Annotated in this window: 23 protein-coding genes; 13 read left to right on the top strand and 10 right to left on the bottom strand. The window is 67.9% G+C overall.

The window, feature by feature from the left end; translation table 11 throughout:
• Window positions 1–11: 11 nt before the first annotated feature.
• Window positions 12–632, bottom strand: coding sequence for a TetR/AcrR family transcriptional regulator (locus tag PA6_RS18140; protein ID WP_021702417.1), 621 nt, complete (start codon window positions 630–632; stop codon window positions 12–14).
• Between the two features lie 179 nt (window positions 633–811).
• Between PA6_RS18140 and PA6_RS18135 the strand changes: the two genes are divergently transcribed.
• Genes PA6_RS18135 through PA6_RS18125 form a run of 3 tightly spaced genes read left to right on the top strand, consistent with a single transcriptional unit; the run spans window position 812 to window position 2,917 of the window.
• Entirely contained in the window at window positions 812–1,612 is an 801-nt protein-coding gene (locus PA6_RS18135; protein ID WP_021702416.1) for an alpha/beta fold hydrolase, read from the top strand.
• Between the two features lie 56 nt (window positions 1,613–1,668).
• On the top strand, window positions 1,669–2,550 hold the full coding sequence (locus PA6_RS18130) for an alpha/beta fold hydrolase (RefSeq protein WP_021702415.1): 882 nt from the start codon (window positions 1,669–1,671) through the stop codon (window positions 2,548–2,550).
• Between the two features lies 1 nt (window position 2,551).
• The gene (locus PA6_RS18125) at window positions 2,552–2,917 is read left to right on the top strand and encodes a DUF7079 family protein (RefSeq protein ID WP_021702414.1); all 366 of its coding nucleotides are present in this window, start codon (window positions 2,552–2,554) and stop codon (window positions 2,915–2,917) included.
• Window positions 2,918–2,919: 2 nt separating this feature from the next.
• Here PA6_RS18125 and PA6_RS18120 read toward each other — a convergent pair whose 3' ends face one another.
• The gene (locus tag PA6_RS18120) at window positions 2,920–3,324 is read right to left on the bottom strand and encodes a DUF3301 domain-containing protein (RefSeq protein ID WP_021702413.1); all 405 of its coding nucleotides are present in this window, start codon (window positions 3,322–3,324) and stop codon (window positions 2,920–2,922) included.
• Between the two features lie 127 nt (window positions 3,325–3,451).
• Here PA6_RS18120 and PA6_RS18115 point away from each other — a divergent pair, with 127 nt between their 5' ends.
• Genes PA6_RS18115 through PA6_RS18100 form a run of 4 tightly spaced genes read left to right on the top strand, consistent with a single transcriptional unit; the run spans window position 3,452 to window position 7,089 of the window.
• The gene (locus PA6_RS18115; protein WP_021702412.1) at window positions 3,452–3,985 is read left to right on the top strand and encodes a TFIIB-type zinc ribbon-containing protein; all 534 of its coding nucleotides are present in this window, start codon (window positions 3,452–3,454) and stop codon (window positions 3,983–3,985) included.
• A gap of 8 nt (window positions 3,986–3,993) precedes the next feature.
• Window positions 3,994–5,244 carry a hypothetical protein gene (locus tag PA6_RS18110; RefSeq protein WP_021702411.1) on the top strand — a complete coding sequence of 417 codons (1,251 nt, stop codon included), beginning with the start codon at window positions 3,994–3,996 and terminating at the stop codon, window positions 5,242–5,244.
• Window positions 5,245–5,304: 60 nt separating this feature from the next.
• Entirely contained in the window at window positions 5,305–5,667 is a 363-nt protein-coding gene (locus PA6_RS18105) for a DUF2946 family protein (protein ID WP_021702410.1), read from the top strand.
• A gap of 54 nt (window positions 5,668–5,721) precedes the next feature.
• The gene (locus tag PA6_RS18100; protein ID WP_021702409.1) at window positions 5,722–7,089 is read left to right on the top strand and encodes a PepSY-associated TM helix domain-containing protein; all 1,368 of its coding nucleotides are present in this window, start codon (window positions 5,722–5,724) and stop codon (window positions 7,087–7,089) included.
• Between the two features lie 4 nt (window positions 7,090–7,093).
• Here the strand turns inward: PA6_RS18100 and PA6_RS18095 are convergent, their stop codons facing one another.
• Entirely contained in the window at window positions 7,094–7,576 is a 483-nt protein-coding gene (locus PA6_RS18095) for an acyl-CoA thioesterase (RefSeq protein WP_021702408.1), read from the bottom strand.
• Window positions 7,577–7,760: 184 nt separating this feature from the next.
• Between PA6_RS18095 and PA6_RS18090 the strand changes: the two genes are divergently transcribed.
• Window positions 7,761–8,480 carry a hypothetical protein gene (locus tag PA6_RS18090; RefSeq protein WP_021702407.1) on the top strand — a complete coding sequence of 240 codons (720 nt, stop codon included), beginning with the start codon at window positions 7,761–7,763 and terminating at the stop codon, window positions 8,478–8,480.
• A 3-nt stretch (window positions 8,481–8,483) separates the two neighbouring features.
• Here the strand turns inward: PA6_RS18090 and PA6_RS18085 are convergent, their stop codons facing one another.
• From PA6_RS18085 to PA6_RS18075, 3 genes are all read right to left on the bottom strand, one after another.
• Window positions 8,484–9,239, bottom strand: coding sequence for an SDR family NAD(P)-dependent oxidoreductase (locus tag PA6_RS18085; protein ID WP_021702406.1), 756 nt, complete (start codon window positions 9,237–9,239; stop codon window positions 8,484–8,486).
• Window positions 9,240–9,384: 145 nt separating this feature from the next.
• A complete protein-coding gene (locus PA6_RS18080) occupies window positions 9,385–10,752 on the bottom strand; it encodes a glutamine synthetase family protein (RefSeq protein WP_043216999.1) in 1,368 nt (455 codons plus the stop codon).
• A 140-nt stretch (window positions 10,753–10,892) separates the two neighbouring features.
• Window positions 10,893–12,284, bottom strand: coding sequence for an aspartate aminotransferase family protein (locus PA6_RS18075; RefSeq protein ID WP_021702404.1), 1,392 nt, complete (start codon window positions 12,282–12,284; stop codon window positions 10,893–10,895).
• 122 nt (window positions 12,285–12,406) lie between these two features.
• Between PA6_RS18075 and PA6_RS18070 the strand changes: the two genes are divergently transcribed.
• The 5 genes from PA6_RS18070 to PA6_RS18050 all read left to right on the top strand — a co-directional run bounded on the left by PA6_RS18070 (window position 12,407) and on the right by PA6_RS18050 (window position 17,955).
• Window positions 12,407–13,177 carry an SDR family NAD(P)-dependent oxidoreductase gene (locus PA6_RS18070; RefSeq protein WP_021702403.1) on the top strand — a complete coding sequence of 257 codons (771 nt, stop codon included), beginning with the start codon at window positions 12,407–12,409 and terminating at the stop codon, window positions 13,175–13,177.
• A gap of 166 nt (window positions 13,178–13,343) precedes the next feature.
• Window positions 13,344–14,006: a GntR family transcriptional regulator gene (locus tag PA6_RS18065; protein WP_021702402.1), complete on the top strand. Its 663-nt coding sequence runs from the start codon at window positions 13,344–13,346 to the stop codon at window positions 14,004–14,006.
• Window positions 14,007–14,080: 74 nt separating this feature from the next.
• The gene (locus tag PA6_RS18060; protein ID WP_021702401.1) at window positions 14,081–15,679 is read left to right on the top strand and encodes a tetratricopeptide repeat-containing response regulator; all 1,599 of its coding nucleotides are present in this window, start codon (window positions 14,081–14,083) and stop codon (window positions 15,677–15,679) included.
• A complete protein-coding gene (locus PA6_RS18055; protein ID WP_021702400.1) occupies window positions 15,676–16,356 on the top strand; it encodes a sensor histidine kinase in 681 nt (226 codons plus the stop codon). Before PA6_RS18060 ends, PA6_RS18055 begins: the two co-directional genes overlap by 4 nt.
• 204 nt (window positions 16,357–16,560) lie before the next feature.
• Window positions 16,561–17,955, top strand: coding sequence for a pectin acetylesterase-family hydrolase (locus PA6_RS18050; RefSeq protein WP_043216978.1), 1,395 nt, complete (start codon window positions 16,561–16,563; stop codon window positions 17,953–17,955).
• A gap of 43 nt (window positions 17,956–17,998) precedes the next feature.
• Here PA6_RS18050 and PA6_RS18045 read toward each other — a convergent pair whose 3' ends face one another.
• From PA6_RS18045 to PA6_RS18030, 4 genes are all read right to left on the bottom strand, one after another.
• Window positions 17,999–18,646, bottom strand: coding sequence for a hypothetical protein (locus PA6_RS18045; RefSeq protein ID WP_021702398.1), 648 nt, complete (start codon window positions 18,644–18,646; stop codon window positions 17,999–18,001).
• Window positions 18,647–18,712: 66 nt separating this feature from the next.
• Window positions 18,713–19,120: an SMI1/KNR4 family protein gene (locus tag PA6_RS18040; protein ID WP_021702397.1), complete on the bottom strand. Its 408-nt coding sequence runs from the start codon at window positions 19,118–19,120 to the stop codon at window positions 18,713–18,715.
• Window positions 19,121–19,350: 230 nt separating this feature from the next.
• The gene (locus PA6_RS18035; protein ID WP_021702396.1) at window positions 19,351–21,339 is read right to left on the bottom strand and encodes a PhoX family protein; all 1,989 of its coding nucleotides are present in this window, start codon (window positions 21,337–21,339) and stop codon (window positions 19,351–19,353) included.
• Window positions 21,340–21,519: 180 nt separating this feature from the next.
• On the bottom strand, window positions 21,520–22,184 hold a 665-nt coding region (locus PA6_RS18030; protein WP_021702395.1), incomplete at its 5' end, for a Tim44 domain-containing protein.

Below are 22,184 nucleotides of genomic sequence, written 5' to 3'. Positions count from 1 at the left end.
ATATAAGTGAGTCAGCGCGGGGACACTTGCAGGTAATTGCAGACCAGTCGCGAAAGTTCTCCCGGGATATGTTCCCGGGGGGTCGTGCCGAGGCTGCCGACCATGGTCAGGTAGTTCAGGCCGGAGAGCAGCATGTGCGCGCTGAGGTCGGCGGCCTGTTCCGGGGCGGGGTGCTGCAGGCTGTCGCGGTGGCTCAGCACGATGCTGGCGAACGCCTGGCCGATGTGGGCGTTGAGCTGGTGGAAGCGCTGGCGGAACTGCGGGTCCATCGAGCTACGCCGGATCAGCGCGCGGAGCAGGCCCTCGCTGCCGTCGAACAGGCGCACCACGCCGCGGATAAAGGCCTCCACCTGGGCGTCCAGCGGCAGCGGCTGGCGCGTCAGGTCGGCCACCAGGCTGTCCACGGCGGTGCGGCTCTGCTCGACGAAGTGCTGGTGTACGGCGTACAGCAGTACGTCCTTGTCGCCGAGCAGGCGGTAGAAGGTGCCGACCGAGGACTCGGCCAGCTGGGCGATCTGGGAGATGCCGGTTTCTTCGAACTGGTTGTTCGCCAGCAGCTCGGCAGCCACGTTGAGGAAGCGCTCCAGAGCCTTCTTGCTGCGTGCCTGGGTGGGGCTGGCGATGCTGTACATGATCAATTCTCGAAACGGCGCTGATCGATTCTAGGGGGTTTGCCAGGGCAAGGCAAATAACACGGAAGAGCAAATAAGGTGGGTATTAAAAGTTTTCCGCTCGAGCAACTTTGTTTTGCCTGAAAGTTGCTGCGGCAATATCGATTAATTGTCATTTAATAGTGCAGGGAATAACTTTCATGGATTATCTGAACTTGCCCAATGGCCGTTTCGCCTATGTTCGGCAGGGGCGCGGTAGCCCGGTGCTGCTGTTGCACGGTCTGGGTTCCTCGCTGCTCGACTGGCAGCCGCAGATCGAGCACCTGGCGCAGCACTGCGAGGTGTTCGCCATGGACGTACGCGGCCACGGCCAGAGCGAGCCGCTGCGGGCGCCGGTGAGCATGGCCGAGCTGGCCGCGGACGTGGCCGACTTCATCCGCGCCATGGACATCGCGCCGTGCACCCTGGTGGGTATTTCCATGGGCGGCATGCTGACCTTCCAGCTGCTGGCCGACCAGCCTGCACTGGTGCGCGCGGCGGTGGTGGTCAACAGCGCGCCGAGCTTTCCACTCGACTCCTGGAAGATCCGCGCGCAGGTCTGGCTGCGCCTGGGCCTGGTGCGCCTGCTCGGCCTGCCGGCGCTGGCGCGGATGCTGGCCGGCAAGCTGTTCCCCAAGCCCGAGCAGCAGGCCCTGCGCGATCTGGTGGCCGAGCGCATCGCCGGCAACGACCGCACCTCCTACCTGCATGCCATGCGCGCCATCCCCGGCTGGTCGGCGCTGCCGGCGGCGGGGCAGGTCGAAGTGCCACTGCTGGTGGTCAGTGGTGACCGCGACTACACACCGGTGGATTACAAGCGCGCCTACCTTGCGCAGCTGCGCAACGCGCGCCTGGAAGTGATCGAGGACTCCGGCCACGCCACCCCGCTGGACCAGCCGCAACGCCTGAACCAGCTGCTACAGGCCTTTATCGCCGAACATTCGCCACCTTTGTCGGCCTGACTCGGGCGCGGCGCATCGCTACACTGGCCGCAGTTTTCCGCCGTGGTCCTTTCTGCATGCACCTGCTTCCCTGGTCCCACTCCACGTCCGCCGGCTTCACCCTCAGCGGCTGGCACACACCGCCCAGCGGCAAGCCGCTGCTGCACTTCCTGCATGGCAACGGTTTCTGCGGGCGTACCTACGAGCCGATGCTGGCCGACCTGGCCGAGCACTTCGACCTCTGGCTGTGTGATGCCCAGGGCCATGGCGACAGCGAGCACGGGGGCCGTTTCCACGGCTGGAACCGCAGCGCCGAGCTGGCGGTGGAGGCCTTCGAGGCGGGCCGCGGGATCTTCGGCGAGGTGCCGCGCTTCGCCCTCGGTCACAGCTTCGGCGGGGTGCTGACCAGCCTGATCCTGGCGCGCCAGCCGCAGCTGTTCCAGCGCGCCGTGCTGCTCGACCCGGTGCTGTTCAGCCAGACCATGATGGGCGTGATGGCGTTGTCCGAGCTGGTCGGCCTGCACCGGCGCAACGTCATGGCGAAGAAGTCGGCCAGCCGCCGCCGGCACTGGCCGGATCGCGCCAGCGCCTTCGCCCTGCTGCAGGGCAAGGGCATCTTCCGCGGCTGGACCGACGCGGCGCTGCAGGCCTATGTCGACCACGCGCTGAAGGACAGCGCCGAGGGTGGTGTCGAGCTGAAGTGCCGGCCCAGCCGCGAGGTGGACATCTTCAGCTCCTTCCCGCGGCGCCTGTGGCCGTCGCTGGCGACGATCACCGTGCCGACCCTGCTGCTGTACGGCGACAAGACCTATCCCTTCGTCGGCCAGTCGGCCAGGCGTCTGGCCGGGCTCAATGGCGCCGTGAGTATCGCCGAGGTCCCTGGTGGCCACTGCTTCATGCAGGAACACCCCGAGGACGCCGCCGCGCGGGTCCTGGCCTTCCTTCGGCCCGGAGCCTGAGATGGGCGCCAGTCGCGAGGATGTGTGGCTGGCGCTGTCCGAGCTGTGGCTGGATAACCAGCTGCAGGACTCCAGCCATCGGCATATCGCCCGCGTACTGCTGGCCAGCGGGCTGCCGGTTGAGGAGCTGCGGCTGATCTACCTGGAAGAAGTGGCGCCGCTGCTGTGGCTCAACCACTGGGGCGTGGCCGGGGTCTGGGAGGGTTTCGATCCGCTCTGGCTGAACAGTGGCTGCCGGCGCAACCAGGCGCGCCGGGCCAGCCGCTGGCATCGCTGGCGCTGCCGCCTGTTGCGCAGGCCGATGACCTACGCGGCCGAACCGGAATGGCGCCAGGTGCTGCGGCAGATGGACGAGCTGCGCGGCTGACCTCAGTCGACCCGCCGCTGCTCGTCGCCCTTGGGATGATCGCGGCGCCAGTCGTCGAGGCGGATCACCTTGTCATCATGCGGCGGTGGCGCCTGGAACGGGTGCGCCGCCAGCTCGATGGCGCCCAGCTGGCGGCCGTACATGCTGATGCTGCCGCTCAGGCGCTGCTCGCCGGTGACGGTGAACTCGAAGCCGTAGATGCGCGCCACGCGGCGCTGGCCGCGGCTGTCGCGGAGCAGGGCCAGGCGCCGGAAGGCGACATTGCCGTCGAGCAGCTCCACGTCCAGCTTGGCGCAGTGCTGCTTGGCCAGCGCCAGGGCGCGCTCGCGAATGCCATGGCCGCGCCACAGCCAGGCGCAGGCGGTGGCGAACAGCATCAGCAGCAACACATCCAGCAGGTCGATCATGGCGGCTCCGGCAATCTCAGGCCCAAGCTTAACCGATCCGTGACGCCTCGCTCAGCCATCGCTTGAGCCTGCCCGGCTTATTGGATAGGGTCGCGCCCAGCAATTCCACCCGCGAAAAGGATGTCCCATGCATTGCCCCGCCTGCCGTGATTCGCAACTGAAACCCACCAAGCTCGACGAGGGCCTGCTGGCCCATGGTTGCGAGAAATGCTCCGGCGCCCTGGTGGCGCTGCTCTATTACCGCGACTGGGCCGAGCGCGCGCCGCAGCCCGAGGCGAGTGCAGCCGAACTGCAGGCCGAGCCCGCCAGCGAAAGCACCCAGGCGCTGACCTGCCCGAAGTGCGCCAAGCTGATGAGCAAGTTCCAGATCAGCGGCACGCGCGGCAATCGCCTGGACCTGTGCACCTCCTGCGACGAGGCCTGGCTCGACGGCGGCGAATGGCAGCTGCTCAAGGCGCTGGAGCTGAGCCGCAAGATGCCGGCGATCTTCAGCGAGGCCTGGCAGCGCCGGGTGCGCCAGGAGAGCGCTGGACAGGCCCGTCGTGAGCGCTTCACCCGCCTGGCCGGCGCCGAGGCAGTGGCGCGCGCCGACGAGGTCCGTGCCTGGCTCAAGGATCACCCACAGCGCCGCGAACTGCTGCACTACATCGGCCACGAGTGAGGCCAGCGATGAAGAAGTGGCAGAAGGTCCTGCTCGGCACTGCAGGCGTGCTGGGCGCGTGCGCCTGGCTATGGTGGCAGGACGAGCCGCTGGCACCCCAGGCCCAGGCCTGGCTGGAGCCGCCGGCGGAGTCCGCCGAGAGTGCCGCCTATTTCCTGCTGCTGGGCCTGGATGCGCCTGCCGGCCAGGAGCCGCAGGCGGTCGGCCGCCAGCTGTTGCAGGCGCATCGGCAATGGCGTGCGCAGCATGACCTCTCCGAGCCGATGGCGGCCGTCGCCAGCGAGCGGATCGAGCTGCCCGGCGCCGAGCTCTGCATGCTGGGCGAGGGAGATTGTGTGCAGCGGCTGCGTGAGGACCGCGCGGTGCTGGCCGAGCTGCTGGTGCGCCATGGCGAACTGCTGCGGCGCTACGAGACCCTGCTGGCGTTGCAGGACTACCGCAGCCTGAGCCAGCCGAGCATGGACGAGCCGCTGGCCAACTTCACCACCCTCGACCGTGCCAACCGCCTGCGCGCCGCTCAGGCGCTGGCACTAGCCCTCGACGGTCGCGGCGACGAGGCGCTGGCCGCGTTGCAGCAGGATGTGCGCCTGTTGCGTGGCTGGCTGGCGCGCGCTGACAACCTGATCCTGAAGATGATGCTGGCGCGTCAGCTCGGCAACGACCTGGATGCCATCGCCGCGTTGTATCGCGCCGGCTTAGCGCCAGCTCCCGCGGCACAGCCCGTGCTCAGTGAGGCGGAGCGTTCGCTGGAGGCGCCCATGCAGCGCGAGTTTGCCCTGGTGGGTTCCGGACTGCTGACCCTGATAGGCGATTCGCAGGCTGCTGCCGAACTGGGGGCGTCCAGAGGGTGGCTGCGCTGGATATACAAGCCACACATGACGGTCAACGACAGCCTGCCGGACTACCTGCAGGCAGCGGCCAACTCGCGGCTGGATACGGCAGCTTTCGTCCGCGCGGTGAAACTGCCGTCGCGCAGCGAGCGCAGCATCTGGCGTGGTGTGCGCAATCCGGTGGGAGCGATACTCGGCGGTATCGCCATGCCCGACTTCAACAAATACCTGGCCCGCCTGCATGACCTGGATGCCAAGCTGGCGCTGTTCAATGCCCTGGGGCAGGGCGTGCCGGAGGCCGACAACCCCTACCGGCCAGGCCAGTCGGCGAGCTGGAACGCGCAGCGGCAGGGCTATTGCTTCAGTGGTCCGCTACGGGACGAACAGGGCCTGCGCTGCCTGCCCTGGGCACCACCGCCGCTGCAATAGCGGCTATGCTTGCCCCCGGGGCGCGCTCGCGCCCCGTTTCCTGCCCAACCGGATAGCCCCTTGACCCCGACCTGCCGCCTACAGAGCACTGCGCGCCTGGCCCTGCTGGCCATGTTCCTGCTGCTGGCTGCGCCGCTGTTCTCACAGGCCGTGGCGGCCAGCGCCGTGCCGGCCTGGATGAGCGAGATGGCCTGCGGTGATGCGGAGCACGCGCCGCAGCCGCACGATGCGCCGCTGTGGGCGCAATGCGGCTACTGCACCCTGCTGCTGTCCAGCCCGGCGCTGACCGGCACCCTGCCGGGCCTGGATGGAGTGGCCATAGTCGTCGCCACGCTGCACGCCCCGGTGCTCACCAGCGTCCGGGGCGAGCCGGTCATCCCGCACGATGCGCCGCCGCGCGCCCCACCGCACCGCTTCGTCTGATCCTTCCACCAGAGGCCGCAGAGCCTCTCGATCCGACCATTGCGGAGTATTCGCATGAGCAAGCCATCCTTCTACAACCTGGCCTGGCGCTGGCACTTCTATGCCGGGCTGTTCGTCATTCCCTTCATGATCCTGCTGTCGCTGACGGGCATCGTCTACCTGTTCAAGCCGCAGCTGGACCAGCTGATGTATCCCGAGCTGCTCAGCGTGCAGCCGGCCGGTACGCCGCTGTCCGCCGACCAGCAGCTTGCGCGCCTGCAGCAGGCGCTGCCGCAGGCCGAGGTGAGCCAGTACCTGCCGCCGGCAACTGCCGAGAGCAGCGCGCAGTTCGTCGCCCAGCTCGACGGACGCAAGACCAACCTGTTCCTCGACCCCTATAGCGGCGCGCTGCTCGGCCAGCAGGACGCGGCGAACAACCTGCAGGCTCTCGCCCGCGCCCTGCACGGCGAACTGCTGATCGGCACTGTCGGCGATCGCCTGATCGAGCTGGCCGCCGGCTGGGGCGTGGTGCTGGTGGTGTCCGGCCTTTACCTCTGGTGGCCGCGCGGCCAGCGTGGCGCTGGCGTGCTGTGGCCGCGCCTGAATGCCCGCGGCCGCCTGCTGTGGCGCGACCTGCATGCGGTCACCGGGTTCTGGGGCAGCGCCGTGCTGCTGTTCATGCTGCTCACCGGCATGACCTGGACCGGCTTCTGGGGCGCGCAGTTCGCCGGCGCCTGGAACCACTTCCCGGCGGCCATGTGGGATGCGGTGCCGCAGTCGGACCTGCAGGCGCGCAGCCTCAATACGGCGGCCCGGCAGACCGTGGCCTGGGCGGTGGAGAACACCCCGCTGCCGCAATCCGACCCGCATGCCGCGCACAACGGCCATGCTCCCGCCGCGCCGGCAGCTGCCGCGCGCATCGGTTTGCAACAGGTCGTCGACACCGCCAGCCGCCTGGCTGTGCAGCCGGGCTACAGCGTCAGCTTCCCGGCCGACGACAAGGGCGTGTTCACCGTCGCCCTGTTCGCCGATGACCCGCGCCATGACGCCACCCTGCACCTGGATCAGTACAGCGGCCAGGTGCTGGCGGACATCCGCTGGGCCGACTATGGCCTGGTGGCGCGGGCGGTGGAGAGTGGCGCCATGCTGCACGAGGGCAAGATGTTCGGCCTGGCCAACCAGTTGCTGATGCTGCTGGCGTGCCTGCTGATCCTGCTGGCCTCGGTCAGTGGCCTGGTGATGTGGTGGAAACGCCGTCCGCAAGGCCACTTTGGTGTGCCGCCACTGCGCCACGACCTGCCGCTGTGGAAGGGCGGGGTGGCGATCATGTTCGGCCTGGGCCTGCTGTTCCCGCTGGTCGGCGCCTCCTTATTGCTGATGCTGGCGCTGGACTGGCTCGGCCAGCGCCTGACCCGGCGCGGGGCCGAGGCAGTCGCCGGCTGAGTGCTCAGCCCTCGTCGTCGAGGAACTGGTAGCGCTGTTCCAGTTCCTCGCGGATCACCCGGCGCTGCTGCGCCTGGCGGAAGCGCCGCTGTTCGTCGGCGCTCCCAGGCTGCAGCGGCGGCACCGGCTTGGGCTGGCCGTGCTCGTCCATCGCCACCATGGTGAAGAAGCAGCTGTTGCTGTGGCGCACCGAACGCTCGCGGATGTTCTCGGTGATCACCTTGATGCCGATCTCCATCGAAGTGCGCCCGGTGTAGTTGACCGAGGCGAGGAAGGTGACCAGTTCGCCGACATGCACCGGCTCGCGGAAGATCACCTGGTCCACCGACAGGGTCACCACGTAGCAGCCGGCGTAACGCGCGGCGCAGGCATAGGCCACCTCGTCGAGGTATTTGAGCAGGGTGCCGCCATGTACGTTGCCGGAAAAGTTGGCCATGTCCGGCGTCATCAGCACGGTCATGGAGAGTTTGCTGGTTGCGAGTTCCATCGTGTGTCTCATAGGCAGTTTTAAGGTGCTGGCGATGCAGTCCTGCGGGGTCTGCTTGTTGTTATAGGTTCTGCCTGTCTACTTCGCTGTGCCAGCGCGGGGCACCATGCAAGTATGTGGCCGACTATCGTGCACAGACGCGCCAAACCACCTAACCAGGCACCTTTCGCCCGGGAGACTGAATATGCGACACCTGCTGATGGCTTTCTTTCTGCTGCCTTTTGGCGCGTTCTGCACCGCCGCGCAGCAGGCCTGCACCGATGCGGTGAGCTGCAATGGCGTCGGCACGGCCGCCTATCAGGCGGGGCGTTCCACCGAGGCGCTGCAGGCGTTCGTGCGTCAGCTCGGCTTCGCCGAGGATGCCGACGACAGCAAGGCGCAGGAGCTGGCGCTGAACAACCTGATGCTGGCCAGCCTCAAGGCCGGGCAGAACGGCATGGCCCGCGCCTGGATGCAGCGGGCGCTGCGTGCCGGCTTCGAGGGCGAGGCGACCCGCTTCAATCTGGCCAAGGTCGCGGCGGCGGTCGACTATGCCGCGTTGCAGGCTTCGGCCGAGGGGCGCTACCTGCGCTACGCCGGTCAGGGCGGCTGGAGCGTTATCGAAGTGCGGCGCCAGGGCGATGGTTATCGGCTGCAGTTCTACCCGATCCGCGTGGGCCGCGGGCCGCTCGACGACTACGGTCCGGCCGCCATCGGCGAGCTGAGCGGCCGGCTCGACGGCCAGGGATCCTACTGGACGGTGCGCGACACCGGGCTGGCCGAGGGCTGCACGCTCGGAGTGCTGCGCGAGAGCCTCGACCTGCGGGTGCTGGAAGTATTCGGCGAGCGCTGCCAGGACTATGGCGGCGCCGGCATCAGCGTGGCGGGCGAGTACCTCAAGGTCGACAGCCGGCTGGCCGACTAGACCTCACTTGCCAGCCGACAGTCCGAGGTCGATCGCCAGATCGGCGCCGGTGATGGCGGCTGCCCCCGGCTGGCAGAGGAAATGCACCAGCTCGGCCACCTCGGCGGGCTGGACGAAGCGGGCGCGCTCGCCCTGCGGATACTTGTCCAGCAGCTCGCGGAAGTAGGCGCGCGGGTTGCCGTTGCCGTAACGCTCGGCCTGGAACTGCAGCATGGGCGTGTCGATATCGCCGGGCGATACCGTGTTGACCCGCACGCCATGCGGCGCCAGGTCCAGCGCCAGGGTCTTGCCCAGGAGCGTCAAACCGCCCTTGCTGGCGCAGTAGGCCGCCGCATTGCGGTTGCCCTGGTGGCCGGCGTCGCTGGAGATATTGACGATGCAGCCACGGCTTTCCTTCAGGTGCGGGATGGCCGCCGAGCACATGAAGAACGGCGCCTTGAGGTTGACCGCCATGAGCAGGTCGTAATCCTCTTCGCTGAACTCCTCCACCGGTCCCTCGCGCCAGATTCCGGCGGCGTTGACCAGCGCATCCAGTCGCCCAACGCGGCCCAGCGTGCGCTCGACCACGTCGCGGCAGGCGTCGGCCGTGCGCAGGTCGGCGGTGATGCAGCCGGCCAGCGGCATCTCATGGCCCAGCTGGGCCAGCCCGGCGGCGTTCTGGTCGGTGACCACCACCCGCCAGTTGCCCTGGTGAAAACGCTGCGCCAGGGCGCGGCCGAGGCCGCCGGCGGCGCCGGTGATCAGTACGACGGGTTGCATAGGTGCTCCTCCGTAAGGGAGAACGGGTTGGCGAGAGGCGTCGCGAGCGATGAGCAGGCTAGGCTCCAACAACACCTGCGCCTCGGCTGCTCCTGCAGCCCGAGGCATTTCCCACTTCCCTGTGGGTCATCGGCGCAGCAGCCTCTCAGGCGTGGGTCAGGTACCAGCGCCAATCCTGCTCGCCGACCTCGCCGACGAACTGGCGGAACTCTTCCCATTTGATCGCCAGGAAGATCTTCAGGAAGTCCTCACCGAGGGCTTCCTTGGCCCAGGCCGACTGTTCCAGGGTGCGCAGCGCGGTCAGCCAGTCGGTCGGCAGGGTTTCGCGGGCCTGCTCGTAGCCGTTGCCGACGATGGCCTCGCCCGGGTCGATCTGGTGCTTGATGCCATGGTGGATGCCGGCGAGGATCGCCGCGGCTGCCAGGTATGGGTTGGCATCGGCGCCGCAGATGCGGTGCTCCACGTGACGGCTCTTGGCCGGACCGCCGGGCACGCGGAACGACACGGTGCGGTTGTTCACGCCCCAGCTCTTGGCCAGCGGCGCGTAGCTGTTGGCCTGGAAGCGGCGGTAGGAGTTGGCGTTGGGGCAGAAGATCGCCAGCGCATCGTTGAGCGTGGCCATCATCCCGCCGATGGCGTGGCGCAGCAGCGGGGTGCCGTGCGGGTCTTCCGAGGCCATCAGGTTATTGCCCTGTTCATCGGCCAGCGACACGTGCATATGCAGGCCGCTGCCGGCCAGATCGCCGAACGGCTTGGCCATGAAGCAGGCGATCAGCCCGTGCTTGTTGGCCACGCCCTTGACCAGGCGCTTGTAGCGGATGCCTTCGTCGACCGCCTGCAGGGCGTCGAAGCGGTGCTCCAGGGTCAGCTCCAGCTGGCCGGGGGCGTACTCGGAGATCGCCGTGCGCACCGGCAGGCCCTGGGCCTCGCAGGCGCTGTAGAGGTCATCGAGGAAGGCCTGCTGCTGCTCCAGCTCCAGCACGCCATACACCTGCGGCGCCTGCGGGCGCACGCCGTTGGCCTGCACGGCCGGTTGCGGGCGGCCGTTGGCGTCGCGGTGCTTGTCCAGCAGGTAGAACTCCAGCTCCACCGCCATCACCGGGTGGTAGCCGTCGGCCTTGAGGCGGTCGATGGCGCGCGCCAGCACATGGCGTGGGTCGCCGGCGGCGGCCGGCGCGCCCTGGGTCGGGTGCATGCTCACCTGCACCTGGCCGGTGGGCGTGGCACGCCAGGTTTGTAGGGTCAGGCTGCCGGGGAGCGGGTAGGTCCAGCAGTCGGCATCGGCGACTTCCCAGACCAGGCCGCTGGCCTCGACGTCCTCGCCCTGGATGGTCAGCGAGAGGATGGAGCTGGGCAGCGGGCGGCCGTTCTCGTAGATCGCCAGTAGCTCGTCGCGGTGCAGCAGCTTGCCGCGCGGGATGCCGTTGGCGTCGATCAGCATCAGCTCGATCAGGCGCACCTCGGGGTGCTGGGCGAGGAAGTCGCGGGCTTCCTGGGGGTTGGCGAATTGCATGGTGGTGTCCTTGCTTTTCATTCCCCTCTCCCTCCGGGAGAGGGGCTAGGGGTGAGGGTGATTCAGGCGACTCGGAGTCGGGCTTCCCTCACCCCAACCCTCTCCCGGAGGGAGAGGGGGCAAGAGCGCCCGAGAACGGCTTAGAGCCGCGCGCCGGGAATGGCCAGCAGCTCGGTAATGGCCTGGTCCAGCATGCTGATCAGCTTGTCCACATCCGCGGCCGTGGTGCTCGGGCAGCACAGGGTCATGTTGTGGAACGGGGTGATCAGAATGCCGCGGTTGATCAGGTACAGGTGGATGGCCATCTGCAGCTCGTCGTGGAAGGCGGCCTCGGCCTCGGCGCCGGTGCGTGGCGATACCGGGCAGAACTGGAATTCGCTGCGCGCGCCCAGCTCGGTCACCGACCACTTCAGGTCATGCTTGGCGATCAGGCCACGGAAGCCGTCGGCCAGGCGCTTGGCCAGCGGCAGCATGTGGTCGTAGGCGGCCTGGGTCATCACCTGTTCCAGGTTGGCGCGCATGCAGTGCATGGCCAGGGCGTTGGCCGAGAGGGTGGTGCCCATGCCGCTGTGGCCGTGGCCATGGCTGTCTTCCTGGGCTTTTTTGCGCGAGGCGAGCATCTTCTCGGCCATCTCGGCGCTACAGCCGAAGATGCCGCAGGGCACGCCGCCGGCGATCGGCTTGCCGACCACGAAGAAGTCCGGGTCGAGGTTCCACAGCTTTGTGCAGCCACCGATATTGGTGGAGATGGTGTGGGTCTCGTCGATGATCAGCAGCGAGCCATATTTACGGGTGAGTTCCCGGCACTTCTGCATAAAGCCCGGGTCGGGCAGGACCATGCCGATGTTGGTCATGGCCGGCTCGCACAGCAGGGCGCAGACGTCGCCCTTGGCCAGCGCCGCTTCCAGCGCCTCGACGTCGTTGAACGGAATCGAGCGGCTGTACTGGGTCAGGTCATAGGCCTGGCCGACCAGACCGGAGCGGTGCACGGTTTCGCCATCGCGGTAGCGCACCATCACGTCGTCTACGGTGCCGTGGTAGCAGCCGTCGAACACCAGCAGGGTTTTCTTGCCGGTCACGGCGCGGGCCCAGCGCAGCACGTAGCGGTTGGAGTCGGTGGCGGTGGCGGTGACCTGCCAGAACGGCAGGCCGAAGCGCTCGGCCAGCAGCTCGCCGCAGACCACGGCGTCCTCGCCCGGCAGCATGGTGGTCAGGCCGTTGTTGGCCTGCTCGGCGATGGCCTTGGCGATCGGGTCCGGCGAATGGCCGAACATGGTGCCGGTGTCGCCCAGGCAGAAGTCGATGTACTCGTGGCCGTCGACGTCATAGAAGCGTGCACCCTTGGCGCGCTCGACGAACAGCGGGCAGGGGGTCGACCAGTCGGCCATCCAGTGCATCGGCACGCCGGCGTACAGCGAGTTGCGCGCACGTTCGGCCAGGGCCACGGATTTCGGGTTGCGCGCCAGGAACAGTTCGCGCTCGCGGGCGGCGAAGGTTTCCACGGCGGAGGGGCTGATACCGCTGGCAGTCATGTTGAACACCTCGTTCGAATTTCTGCACATGCTATTTTGTGATCACAGAAATGGCAATAGCTCCATTTTTGAGCGAATTAATCTAGTATCAACTTAAATTTGTGATCACAAAAGGCTTATCCATGAACATGAAAGGGCAAGTGGCACTGGTCAGCGGCGCCGGCAGCGAACAGGGCATCGGCATGGCCATCGCGCGGCGTCTGGGGCTGGCGGGAGCGCGGGTGCTGGTCACCGCCAGCAGCCCGCGTATCGAACAGCGCGCCGCCGAGCTGCGCCAGGAAGGTATTGAAGCACGTGCCTGGATCGCCGACCTCACCGACGAGCAGCAGGTCGCCGAACTGGCCGCCTGGGCCGAGGCGCAGTGGGGGCGGGTGGATATCCTGGTGAACAATGCCGGCATGGCCATGCAGGGCAGCCCTGAGCCGTTCGCCGAGCTGGCGCAAATGGACCTGGTCACCTGGCAGCTGTCGCTCACGCGCAACCTGACCACCGCCTTCCTGCTCACCCGCGCCGTGCTGCCGGGCATGCAGGCGCGCGGTTACGGGCGCATCGTCAATATCAGCTCGACCACCGGCACCCGCGGCAGCAATGTCGGCGAGTCGGCCTACAGTGCGGCCAAGGCCGGCATGCTCGGCCTGTCGATGGGGCTGGCGCTGGAAGTGGCCAAGCAGGGCATCACGGTCAACAGCGTGGCGCCAGGCTGGATCGGCACCGGCTCCTCCACCGACGAAGAGCGGCACGCCGCCGCGTACACGCCGGTCGGGCGGGCTGGGCGCCCTGAAGAAGTGGCCGCCGCCGTGGCCTTCCTGGCGTCGCCCGAGTCCAGCTACATCACCGGCGAGGTACTGGTGGTGGACGGCGGCAACTGCCTGATCGAAAACAAGGCGCCCTGAACGGATCTGTGCCCGTCAGGCGTTATTGCGTCTTTCGGGCACTTTCGCACCCAGCCTGCCTCCAGCAGAATCGCCCAGCCGATTTTTCCACCCTCCGGAGACCACCATGCGCAATTGCCTGCTCACCCTGTCCCAGCTGCCCGCGCCGCCACGGAGCCTCTGACCCATGGCCGATAATCTGCAGGAACAACTCTACCAACGCATTCGCGAAGGCCTGCTCGAAGGGCGTTTCCAGCCCGGTGAGCGCCTGAAGATCCGTGACCTGGCCGCCGCCTGGGGCACCAGCCCGATGCCGGTGCGCGCCGCGCTGCAGCGCCTGGTCGCCGAGGGCGCCCTGGAGGGCGAGCCGCAGCGCTCGGTGCGCGTGCCGGCAATGACCCGCGAGCGCTACCAGCACATCTTCCAGGTACGCCTGGGCCTCGAAGGCCTGGCCGTGGAACTGGCCACGCCCAACCTGACTGCCGCCGACCTGGCCGAGCTGCGCGACTGCGTGGCGCGCATGGACCAGGCCATCGAACAACGCTTGGCGCAGGATTACCTGGAGGCCAACAGCCGCTTCCACCTGTTGCTCTACGGCGCTTGCGGCAACCCGGTGCTGCTGCGCTCGATCGAGTCGCTGTGGCTGCAGATCGGCCCCTTTTTCAACCGCCTGTTCACCGGTGCCGACCTGTCGCTGCGGCTCAACGACTTCCACGAGGAGGCCTTCGCCGCCATCGAGGCGGGTGACGCCAAGGCCGCGCGCCAGGCCATGGAGCAGGACCTGATCTACTTCGCGCGCTTCCTCCTCAACCTGCTGGAGCTGGAGCAGCGGCCGGTGCCGGCGCGGTAGTCGGCGGGCCTTCGTCGGTACGCTTCCTGTCTTACACTTGAGGCAAACCCATCCCCGCGTCCAAGGATTGCCCGATGCAGGATTACAGCGACAAGCGTTTTCTGGTGGTCGACGACTTCAACGACTTCCTCAGCTCGGTCAAGGCGATGCTGCGCGAGATGGGCGCGCGTGACGTGGATACCGCCAACCGTGGCGAGGAAGCCATCGCCATGTGCCGGCAGAAGCGCTACGACATCATCCTCCATGACTACAACCTGGGCGCCGGCAAGAACGGCCAGCAGGTGCTCGAGGAGCTGATCGCCGCGCGGCTGATCAGCCACCAGTGCATTTTCGTCATGGTCACCGCCGAGAGCAGCCAGGCCATGGTCCTCAGTGCCCTGGAGCACGAGCCGGACGCCTACCTGACCAAGCCGTTCAACCGCGCCAGCCTGGCCCAGCGCCTGGACAAGCTGATGGAGCGCAAGGCGCTGCTCAAGCCGGTGCTGCAGGCGCTGGACAAGCAGGACCCCGGCGCGGTGCTGAGCGCCTGCGACAGCCTGGCCCAGCAGGACAAGCGCCTGCTGCCGCTGTGCCAGCGCTACAAGGCCGGTGCCCTGCGCAGCCTGGGGCGCGGCGAGGAGCTGGAGCGTCTGCTCAATGCGGTGCTGGCCGAGCGGGCGATCCCCTGGGCCTACCAGGCCCTGGGCGCCCAGTTGCTGGCCCGCGGCGAGCATCTGCACGCCCGCCAGCTGTACGAGAAGGCGCTGCAGACCTTCCCCATGCAGCCGGGGTTGTACGATGGCCTGGCCGCCGTGCTGGATGCCCAGGGCGAGCACCAGCGCGCCCAGCAGGTGCTGGAAGACGCGGTGCGCCTGTCGCCCCTGGCCATTCGTCGGCAGGCTCAGCTGGGCAAGCTGGCCATGCGCAACGAGGATTTCGCCAGCGCCTACAAGGCCTTCCGCAGCGCGGTCGAGCAGGGCAAGAACTCGCGCTTCAAGAGCCCGGAGAACTACCTGGGATTGAGCCAGGCGCTGATTTCCGGAGCCGGCGAGGAGGCCCTGGACAAGCGCGCCCAGGCCGAGCTCAACCAGGCCCTGGCCGAGCTGGACAGCCAGTTCGCCGAGGACAAGGCCCTGCGCCTGCGCTCGCGCCTGATGCAGGCCAGCAGCCTGCGCCAGTGCGGCGATGTGGCGCGTGCCACGCAGCTGGCCGCCGAGGTCGCGGCCGGCGTGGAGCAGCTGGGCGAGTTCTTTTCCGCCGACGCCGCACTGGCGGTGGCCAGCCAGCTCAAGCAGCTGGGCCAGGCCGGCGCCGGCGAGGCGCTGCTGAAGAGCTGCGTGGAAATCTACGGCGATGATCCCGAGGTGCTGCAGGGCGTGGCGAAACTGACCAGCGACCCGGCCATCCTCGGTGGCGCCAAGGAGGCGGTCGAGCTCAACCGTCAGGGGGTGCGCGCCTACCAGCTGGGGCGCCACGCCGATGCCCTGGAGCTGTTCCGCCGCGCGCTGGCGCTGCAGCCGAAGAACATCAGCATTGCCCTCAACACGGCTCAGTCGTTGCTGCGCCAGGGCGAGAGCGACGAAGCGCTGCGCGAGGAATGCCGGCAGTGCCTGGACGCGGTGAGCATGATCCCGCCCGGCGATGCGCGCTACGAGCGCTATCAGCAACTGCGCCTGCGGGCCTTCGGCGAATGAGCGGGCTGGACTTCTCCACGGTGATCGCTTCCACCGTGCACGACATGAAGAACTCGCTGGCCATGCTCGGCCAGGCCCACGCGCAATGGCTCGCCCAATTGCCGCCGGAGCTGCAGGGCGGCGCCCAGCGCGGGGTGATCGAATACGAGTTCGCCCGCCTCAACGGCATGCTGGTGCAGCTGCTCGGCCTGTACAAGCTGGGCGTCAACCAGCTGCCGATGCGCCCGGGCTACCACGAGGTGGAGGATTTTCTCCAGGCGCAGCTGGCGCGCCATGACGAAGTGCTGCGCAGCCGCGGCATCGCGGCGCGCTGCGAGGTGGCGGAGTTCGACCTGATGGGCTTCTTCGACCAGGAGCTGCTCGGCTCGGTGGTCGCCAACGTCATCGCCAACTCCATCCGCTACGCGCGCAGCCAGCTGCTGATCGCCGCCCGCGAAGAGGATGGCGAACTGCTGCTGAGCATCAATGACGACGGTGCCGGCTACCCGACGGCCATGCTGGAGCACCAGGGCGACTACGTGCTGGGCCTCAACCAGAGCAGCGGCAGCACCGGCCTGGGCTTGTACTTCGCCGCGCGCATCGCCGAGCTGCATCAGCGCCAGGCGCGCAGCGGGCGCATCGAGCTGCGCAACGGCGGACCGCTGGGCGGCGGCGAGTTCCGTATCTACCTGCCCTGAGTGGATGGGCGCCAATGGCGGCGCTATCGCGTTAGTTAGCTTCTTTTAGCGCACTATCTCGAATCAATATAAGGCCTCGTCTGATCTTCCCGGCGTCCTGTACTAGCGTGCCTCTTGTGCCCTGATTCCATGACGGGATCGCCACCGGGTATGGATGTCTCCGGCTGTGGCCCCATGCCCCGACAAGAACAACAAGACGAGGACATGCCGATGAAGTCTGCCTTGCTGGCCAGCTGCGTCTCCGCCGCGGCCCTGCTGATCACACCTCCCGCGCACGCCGAACTGGGCGATTACAGCGCCTGGAAAACTCTGGTCAACCTGGTGTCGCCGCCGCCGGCGGACAACAAGGTCACTGCCGAACAGGGCCTCGGTCCCTATCCGCTGCTGAACAACCCGGGTGGCTTCAACGCCGGCTTCAAGCCCGGCAACTACTACGGCTGGCAGACCGTGCAGCTGGCGCCGCAGACCGGCGCGGTATGCGGCAACGGCTCGCCCTACAAGTTCTTCGTCAACCGCGTGCCGAACACCAGCAACACCATCATCTACCTGGAGGGCGGTGGTGCCTGCTGGGACTACGCCAGCTGCACCGGGCAGACCGGCATCCGCGGGGCGCGCAACCCCGATGGCATCCCCGACGACTACATGAGCCTGCTCAACCCCGGCGCCAGCCTGGTCAGCCCGCTGGTGGTGCGCCTGCATCCCTGGACGCGGACCAAGACGCAGAACTGGAACATGGTCTATGTGCCCTACTGCACCGGCGACATCTACTCCGGTGACAAGGTGGCCATCTATGAAGACCCACAGAACCAGAAGCCGCCGCTGGTGTGGCACCACAACGGCCTGCGCAACACCCGCGCGGTGGTCGCCTGGCTGAAGAACAACCTGCAGCGCCCGGCCCAGCTGCTCACCACCGGTTGCAGCGCTGGCGGCGCCGGCAGCCTGACCAACTACGTGGGTATCCGCCAAGACATGGCGCCGAGCCGTGGCTTCCTGCTCAACGACTCCGGCCCGGTGTTCAGCGCGCCACCCGGCAGCGATATCGGCCAGTACCCGTCGCTGCCGCTGCAGAACCATATCCGCAGCACCTGGGGGCTCGACGCCGGGCCGGTGCCCTACCTGCAGAGCCGTCTGCCGGGGCTCGATGGCAATGATCTGGGCACCCTGTATGCGGCACTGTCGAGCAACCTGCCGGGGGATCGTCTGGGGCATACCCATTTCTGGCAGGACCTCAACTACTCGTCCTACTCCTACGAGCGCTTCCACCCGGACATCATCAATGCGCCGGATGCGGCTACCAAGGAGGCGCTGATCCACGCCAAGTGGGCAGTGGACAGCGAGCGCCTGCGTGGCCAGCTGGCCAACCTGAGCAACTTCGGTGGTTACTTCCCGCAGTACCGGGCGGTGAACGAGAGCCACTGCACCAGCATCATCGAGTTCGCCAACTCGGATATCCAGGAGCAGAACCTGGAGCTGGACAACTTCGTCAACAACCTGCTGAACGGCAGCGGTGCGGTGCTGGCCGCTTCGGAAAGCAGCGATGCGGCGGACAAGGCCAAGCCGTTCAACCTGCTGTACTACATCCTCGATCAGTTGTTGTAAGCGGCGGGCGGCGCCGGGGCGGCAGGCCCCTGTTCCCGGCGCCTTACTGGTAGGCCTGCTCGCGCGCCTCCTGCAGGCGCTGGCGCAGGTACTGGTCGCGGCTCAGGCCGTCGGGAATGCTGTCCAGCGCCATCACCTCATCGACGATGCGCTTCTCCTCGGACTTATAGCGGCTGAAGCGTGCGTCGGGAGCCTTCGCCTGAGCCTCGCGCTCGGCGCTGAGCGCCTGGTAGCGGGCCAGCAGCGCATCGGCACGGGCCTTCTGCGCCGCCTCGTCGCCACCTTCGGCCTGGACCAGCCCCACCTGCATCAGCAGCGCCTCGCTCAGCGCCAGCTCACCGGCCGCCTCGCGCCGGTCGATCTCCTTGGCCAGGGCGGCCGCGCGCTGGCGGCGCTCCTCCTCGCTCAGTTCGGCGGCGCTCTTGATGAAGATCTGGTAATCACCGGCAAACGTCAGGCGGGCCTGGTAGTCCAGCACCTCGGGCCGCTGCAGCAACTCGGCGCGCTTGACGTCGTCGGCCAGGCTGCCGGCGATCTGCGCATCGGTAGTCCCCCCCGGCAGCGGCGCATCGGCGGTGGCGGGCAGCGCTGCGGGCTTCTCGCGCGGACCGACCAGGCCCAGCCAGAGGCCGCCGCCGATCGCCAGGCCGGCGAAGGCGGTAAGGGGTAGCCAGCGGCTGATCTTGGCCATGTCGGGGCTCCGCAAGGTTGGTGCCTGCCAGTTAAGCCCAGCGTCCGCCGGGCTGCCAGCGCCGCCTCAGCTCTCCAGCCAGACGTCGCGGCACCAGTGCCAGACCGAATCCCAGCTCTCGTCGGTGAGTTCGCCTTCGTCGCCATCCCACAGCCACACGGTGCCTTCCACGTCCACCGCATAGTAGTCGCGACCGTCCTGGCACAGCGGCACCAGGTCGCGCGGCAGGCCACGGTCCCAGGCCACCGAGGCGACTTCCGGCAGGTAGGTGTGCGAGTGCGGGTCGCTGGCGGTGACCGGCTCCAGGCGGCCGTAGACCACGTCGCTGACCTTGAGCAGGTATTCGCGCAGTTCGAAGGGCAGGTGAATGAGGATCTGCTCCTGGATTTCCACCAGGGTCTCCTCTTCCGGCAGCTCCAGCGGCACCGGCACCGGCTCGTTGAGTTCGCGCAACTGATCGATGACTTCTTCCACGGGACGTCTCCTGCAAGCGGTTTCGGCTAGAGGGTAGCCGATCGGAGGCGCGTTTTACCCTGTGCGGGCGCTGAGCGGAAGAGGCTCGTGGCGGATCTCCGCTCTCCCATGGATGGGAGAGGGGAGGAGGCAGAACCTTGCCCGGATGCAATCCGGGAGAACCGGCGGCTCCGTCCCCCCCCGGCCCCGCTCATGGGAGGCGGAGGGAGCGGCATATAGTGGCTTGGGCCTTACATCAGGCGCTTGCCATCCTCGCGGGTGATCACCACGGTGGCCGAGCGCGGGCGCCGGCCAGGGCCGTCCGGCCAGCTGCTGAGCAGGTTGCTGGCGGTGGAACCTTCGCCCGGGTGCTGGATGTTGACGAACAGGGTGCGGAAGTCCGGCGTGGCGCTGATGCCGGTGACTTCGGCGCCGATCGGGCCGGTGAGGAAGCGTTTGACCTCGCCGCTGCGCGGGTCCGCCACCAGCATCTGGTTGTGGCCGAAGGGGCCGCTGGCCAGCTGGCTGCCGCTCATGTCGGTCTGGATCCACAGGCGCCCGTCCGGGTCGAACCACAGGCCGTCCGGGCTGGCCAGGATGCTCGCATCGTTCAGCGCCGCGCCGTTCGGGCCGCGACTGTCGCCCTGCGGGCCGGCGAGCAGGAAGATATCCCAGTTGAAGCGCTTGCCGGCGTGGTCGCGACGGTCCTCGCGCCAGCGGATGATGTGCCCGTAGGGGTTGGCGGCGCGCGGGTTGGCGGCGTCGGCGACGGTACGTGAGCTGTTGTTGGTGAGGGTGAAGTAGACCTCGCCGTTGTCCGGGTTGACCGCGCCCCACTCGGGGCGGTCCATCTTGGTGGCACCGACGATGTCGGCCGCCAGGCGGGTATTGATCAGCACTTCGCCCTGGTCGGCGAAGCTCGCCCCGGCCGCGGCGCAGGCGGCCTGGAAGGCCTTGTCCTTGAGGTCCAGGGCCAGCCAGTCGCCCGTGCCGTCGGCGTTGAAACGGGCCACGTAGAGGGTGCCCTCGTCGAGCAGGCGACCGGGCTGGCGCAGCAGCGGCAGGTATTTGCCACGGCTGACGTACTTGTAGATGTATTCGTTCTGCGAGTCGTCGCCGGAGTAGCACACTAGCGGGCGGCCGGCCTGTACCGGGGCGAAGATCAGGCCCTCGTGGGCAAAGCGGCCGAGGGCGCTGTGCTTGACCGGGGTGGAATCCGGGTTGAAGGGATCGATCTCGACGATCCAGCCGAAGTGGTTGGGTTCGTTGCGGTAGTCACCGCTGGCATCGGCGGCCTTGCGGGTGGCATCGAAGCGCTGGAATTCGTCGCCGGGCAGGGTATCCCAGCCGAAGCGGCTGCTGCTGCGCAGGCCGTAGCGCTTGAGTTCGCGCGGCAGGTCGGCGTCGCGCGTGGCGAAGTAGCCGGCCCAATTCTCCTCGCAGGTCAGGTAGGTGCCCCAGGGCGTGTAGCCGTTGGCGCAGTTGTTTTGCGTGCCACGGGTGGCGGTGCCGTTGGGGCTGTGCAGGGTCTTGAGCAGGGCATGGCCGCGCGCCGGGCCGACCATCTGCATCGGCGTGGCGGCGGTGATGCGGCGGTTGTAGCGGCCGGGCACCACCTGCCAGTCGCCGAAGCGGTCGCGGCGGACCTCGACGATGGTCACGCCGTGGGCGTTGATTTCCTTGCGCACTTCCTCGGCCGAGGTGCGCAGGCCGTTCAGTGTGGTCGGGCCGTTGGGGTGCAGCAGCGGCGCGTCGATGTACTCGTTGTTGAACACCAGCAGGCCGTGGTTGGAGCGGCGCCCGCCACCGTGACGGCCGTCGATGGGGAAGAAGTGCATGCCGTCATGGTGCATGCCGACTTGCTCGGCCTGGTCCTGGGCGCTGTTGCTGGCGTCCTCGAGGAAGGCCGGGAAACGCCCGCTGATCGGCGTGCCCCAGGGCACGAAGACGCTGGCGCGGTAGCCGGCCGGCACCGTGATGCCGTCGGCGCGGCTCACCGGCACGGCGTCGAAGGGCAGGCGGTTACGCCTGCGCAACGGCATGGCGACGCTCTGTTCGGCCGCCTCGACTGCCTGCGGCAGCACGCCGAGGAAGCCCAGCGCACCGAGGGCGGCACCGCCGGCGAGGATCTGCCGGCGGCGCTGGTCGATCAGCTCGCTCATGTGCGGGTTGGCGCAGTGGTTGCTGGGGAGTTCATCGCCGCTGCCAAACAGCACGGCGTTCTGTTCATCAAGGCTCATCGTTCGGTTCCCTTCTGCGGAGGAGTGGCGACGGAGCCATGACGCTAGCGAGGGAAAGCGACGGGACGATGACGCTTGTGTGGCGAAACGATGGGCTGCGAGAGGGTTCACGCTTTGGCCGGCGTCTGCCGGGCAGAAAAAACCCGGGCCAGGCCCGGGTTCTTGGTGACGCGTGCGGGATCAGCCGTTCTGGCGGATACCGGCGACCAGCCAGGGCTGGTTGTCGCCGTTGACGCGCTCCATGCGCCAGCTTTCGCTGAAGGGCTCGCCCTGGTCGAAGCGCGAGGTCTTGGCCACGCCGCGGAAGGTCAGGGTGGCGACCGTCTTGTCGGCCAGCTCGTCGATGCCGTCCAGCTGTACGCTGAGGTCATCGATGTAGGTGGACTGGTAGGCGTCGCCTAGGCTGGCGCGCTCTTCCTTGAGGAAGCTGAGCATCTGCGGGGTGACGAACTCGGCGATCTTGTCCATCTCGGCCGCGTCCCAGTGCTGCTGCAGGGCCAGGAAGTGGGTACGACCGGCTTCGATGAAGCGCTGCTCGTCGAACCAGGCCGGCGCATTGATGGTCGCTGCCGCGCTCGTGCTGGCGCTGGCGCCACCGAAGATCGGTGCCTGCTGCGGCATCTGCCGCTGCATGCCGCCAGCCATGGCCGGCTGGCCCTGCGCCTGGCGGCGCGCGGCGAACAGCTTGAAGATGACGAAGGCGATCAGGCCCAGCAGGAGGATGTCGAGGAACTGGATGCCCTCGAAGCCATCGCCCATGAACATCGCGGCGAGCAGGCCGCCGGCGGCAATGCCGGCCAGCGGGCCGAGCCAGCGCGAGGCACCGCTGGCGGCAGGGGCGGCGC

The sequence above is a fragment of the Aquipseudomonas alcaligenes NBRC 14159 genome, assembly GCF_000467105.1.
GTDB lineage: Bacteria > Pseudomonadota > Gammaproteobacteria > Pseudomonadales > Pseudomonadaceae > Aquipseudomonas > Aquipseudomonas alcaligenes.
The sequence above is the reverse complement of the archived record's forward strand: the minus strand, read 5'-3'. Positions and strand labels throughout refer to the sequence as shown.

What these genes read in the sequence shown, in the direction of transcription:
- PA6_RS18085 (WP_021702406.1), bottom strand. Translation starts at nt 9,239, where the DNA reads ATGCAACCCGTCGTACTGATCACCGGCGCCGCCGGCGGCCTCGGCCGC.
- PA6_RS18045 (WP_021702398.1), bottom strand. Translation starts at nt 18,646, where the DNA reads ATGGCCAAGATCAGCCGCTGGCTACCCCTTACCGCCTTCGCCGGCCTG.
- PA6_RS18065 (WP_021702402.1), top strand. Translation starts at nt 13,344, where the DNA reads ATGGCCGATAATCTGCAGGAACAACTCTACCAACGCATTCGCGAAGGC.
- PA6_RS18110 (WP_021702411.1), top strand. Translation starts at nt 3,994, where the DNA reads ATGAAGAAGTGGCAGAAGGTCCTGCTCGGCACTGCAGGCGTGCTGGGC.
- PA6_RS18140 (WP_021702417.1), bottom strand. Translation starts at nt 632, where the DNA reads ATGTACAGCATCGCCAGCCCCACCCAGGCACGCAGCAAGAAGGCTCTG.
- PA6_RS18120 (WP_021702413.1), bottom strand. Translation starts at nt 3,324, where the DNA reads ATGATCGACCTGCTGGATGTGTTGCTGCTGATGCTGTTCGCCACCGCC.
- PA6_RS18055 (WP_021702400.1), top strand. Translation starts at nt 15,676, where the DNA reads ATGAGCGGGCTGGACTTCTCCACGGTGATCGCTTCCACCGTGCACGAC.
- PA6_RS18130 (WP_021702415.1), top strand. Translation starts at nt 1,669, where the DNA reads ATGCACCTGCTTCCCTGGTCCCACTCCACGTCCGCCGGCTTCACCCTC.
- PA6_RS18035 (WP_021702396.1), bottom strand. Translation starts at nt 21,339, where the DNA reads ATGAGCCTTGATGAACAGAACGCCGTGCTGTTTGGCAGCGGCGATGAA.
- PA6_RS18050 (WP_043216978.1), top strand. Translation starts at nt 16,561, where the DNA reads ATGCCGATGAAGTCTGCCTTGCTGGCCAGCTGCGTCTCCGCCGCGGCC.
- PA6_RS18100 (WP_021702409.1), top strand. Translation starts at nt 5,722, where the DNA reads ATGAGCAAGCCATCCTTCTACAACCTGGCCTGGCGCTGGCACTTCTAT.
- PA6_RS18115 (WP_021702412.1), top strand. Translation starts at nt 3,452, where the DNA reads ATGCATTGCCCCGCCTGCCGTGATTCGCAACTGAAACCCACCAAGCTC.
- PA6_RS18095 (WP_021702408.1), bottom strand. Translation starts at nt 7,576, where the DNA reads ATGGAACTCGCAACCAGCAAACTCTCCATGACCGTGCTGATGACGCCG.
- PA6_RS18125 (WP_021702414.1), top strand. Translation starts at nt 2,552, where the DNA reads ATGGGCGCCAGTCGCGAGGATGTGTGGCTGGCGCTGTCCGAGCTGTGG.
- PA6_RS18080 (WP_043216999.1), bottom strand. Translation starts at nt 10,752, where the DNA reads ATGCAATTCGCCAACCCCCAGGAAGCCCGCGACTTCCTCGCCCAGCAC.
- PA6_RS18090 (WP_021702407.1), top strand. Translation starts at nt 7,761, where the DNA reads ATGCGACACCTGCTGATGGCTTTCTTTCTGCTGCCTTTTGGCGCGTTC.
- PA6_RS18075 (WP_021702404.1), bottom strand. Translation starts at nt 12,284, where the DNA reads ATGACTGCCAGCGGTATCAGCCCCTCCGCCGTGGAAACCTTCGCCGCC.
- PA6_RS18070 (WP_021702403.1), top strand. Translation starts at nt 12,407, where the DNA reads ATGAACATGAAAGGGCAAGTGGCACTGGTCAGCGGCGCCGGCAGCGAA.
- PA6_RS18060 (WP_021702401.1), top strand. Translation starts at nt 14,081, where the DNA reads ATGCAGGATTACAGCGACAAGCGTTTTCTGGTGGTCGACGACTTCAAC.
- PA6_RS18135 (WP_021702416.1), top strand. Translation starts at nt 812, where the DNA reads ATGGATTATCTGAACTTGCCCAATGGCCGTTTCGCCTATGTTCGGCAG.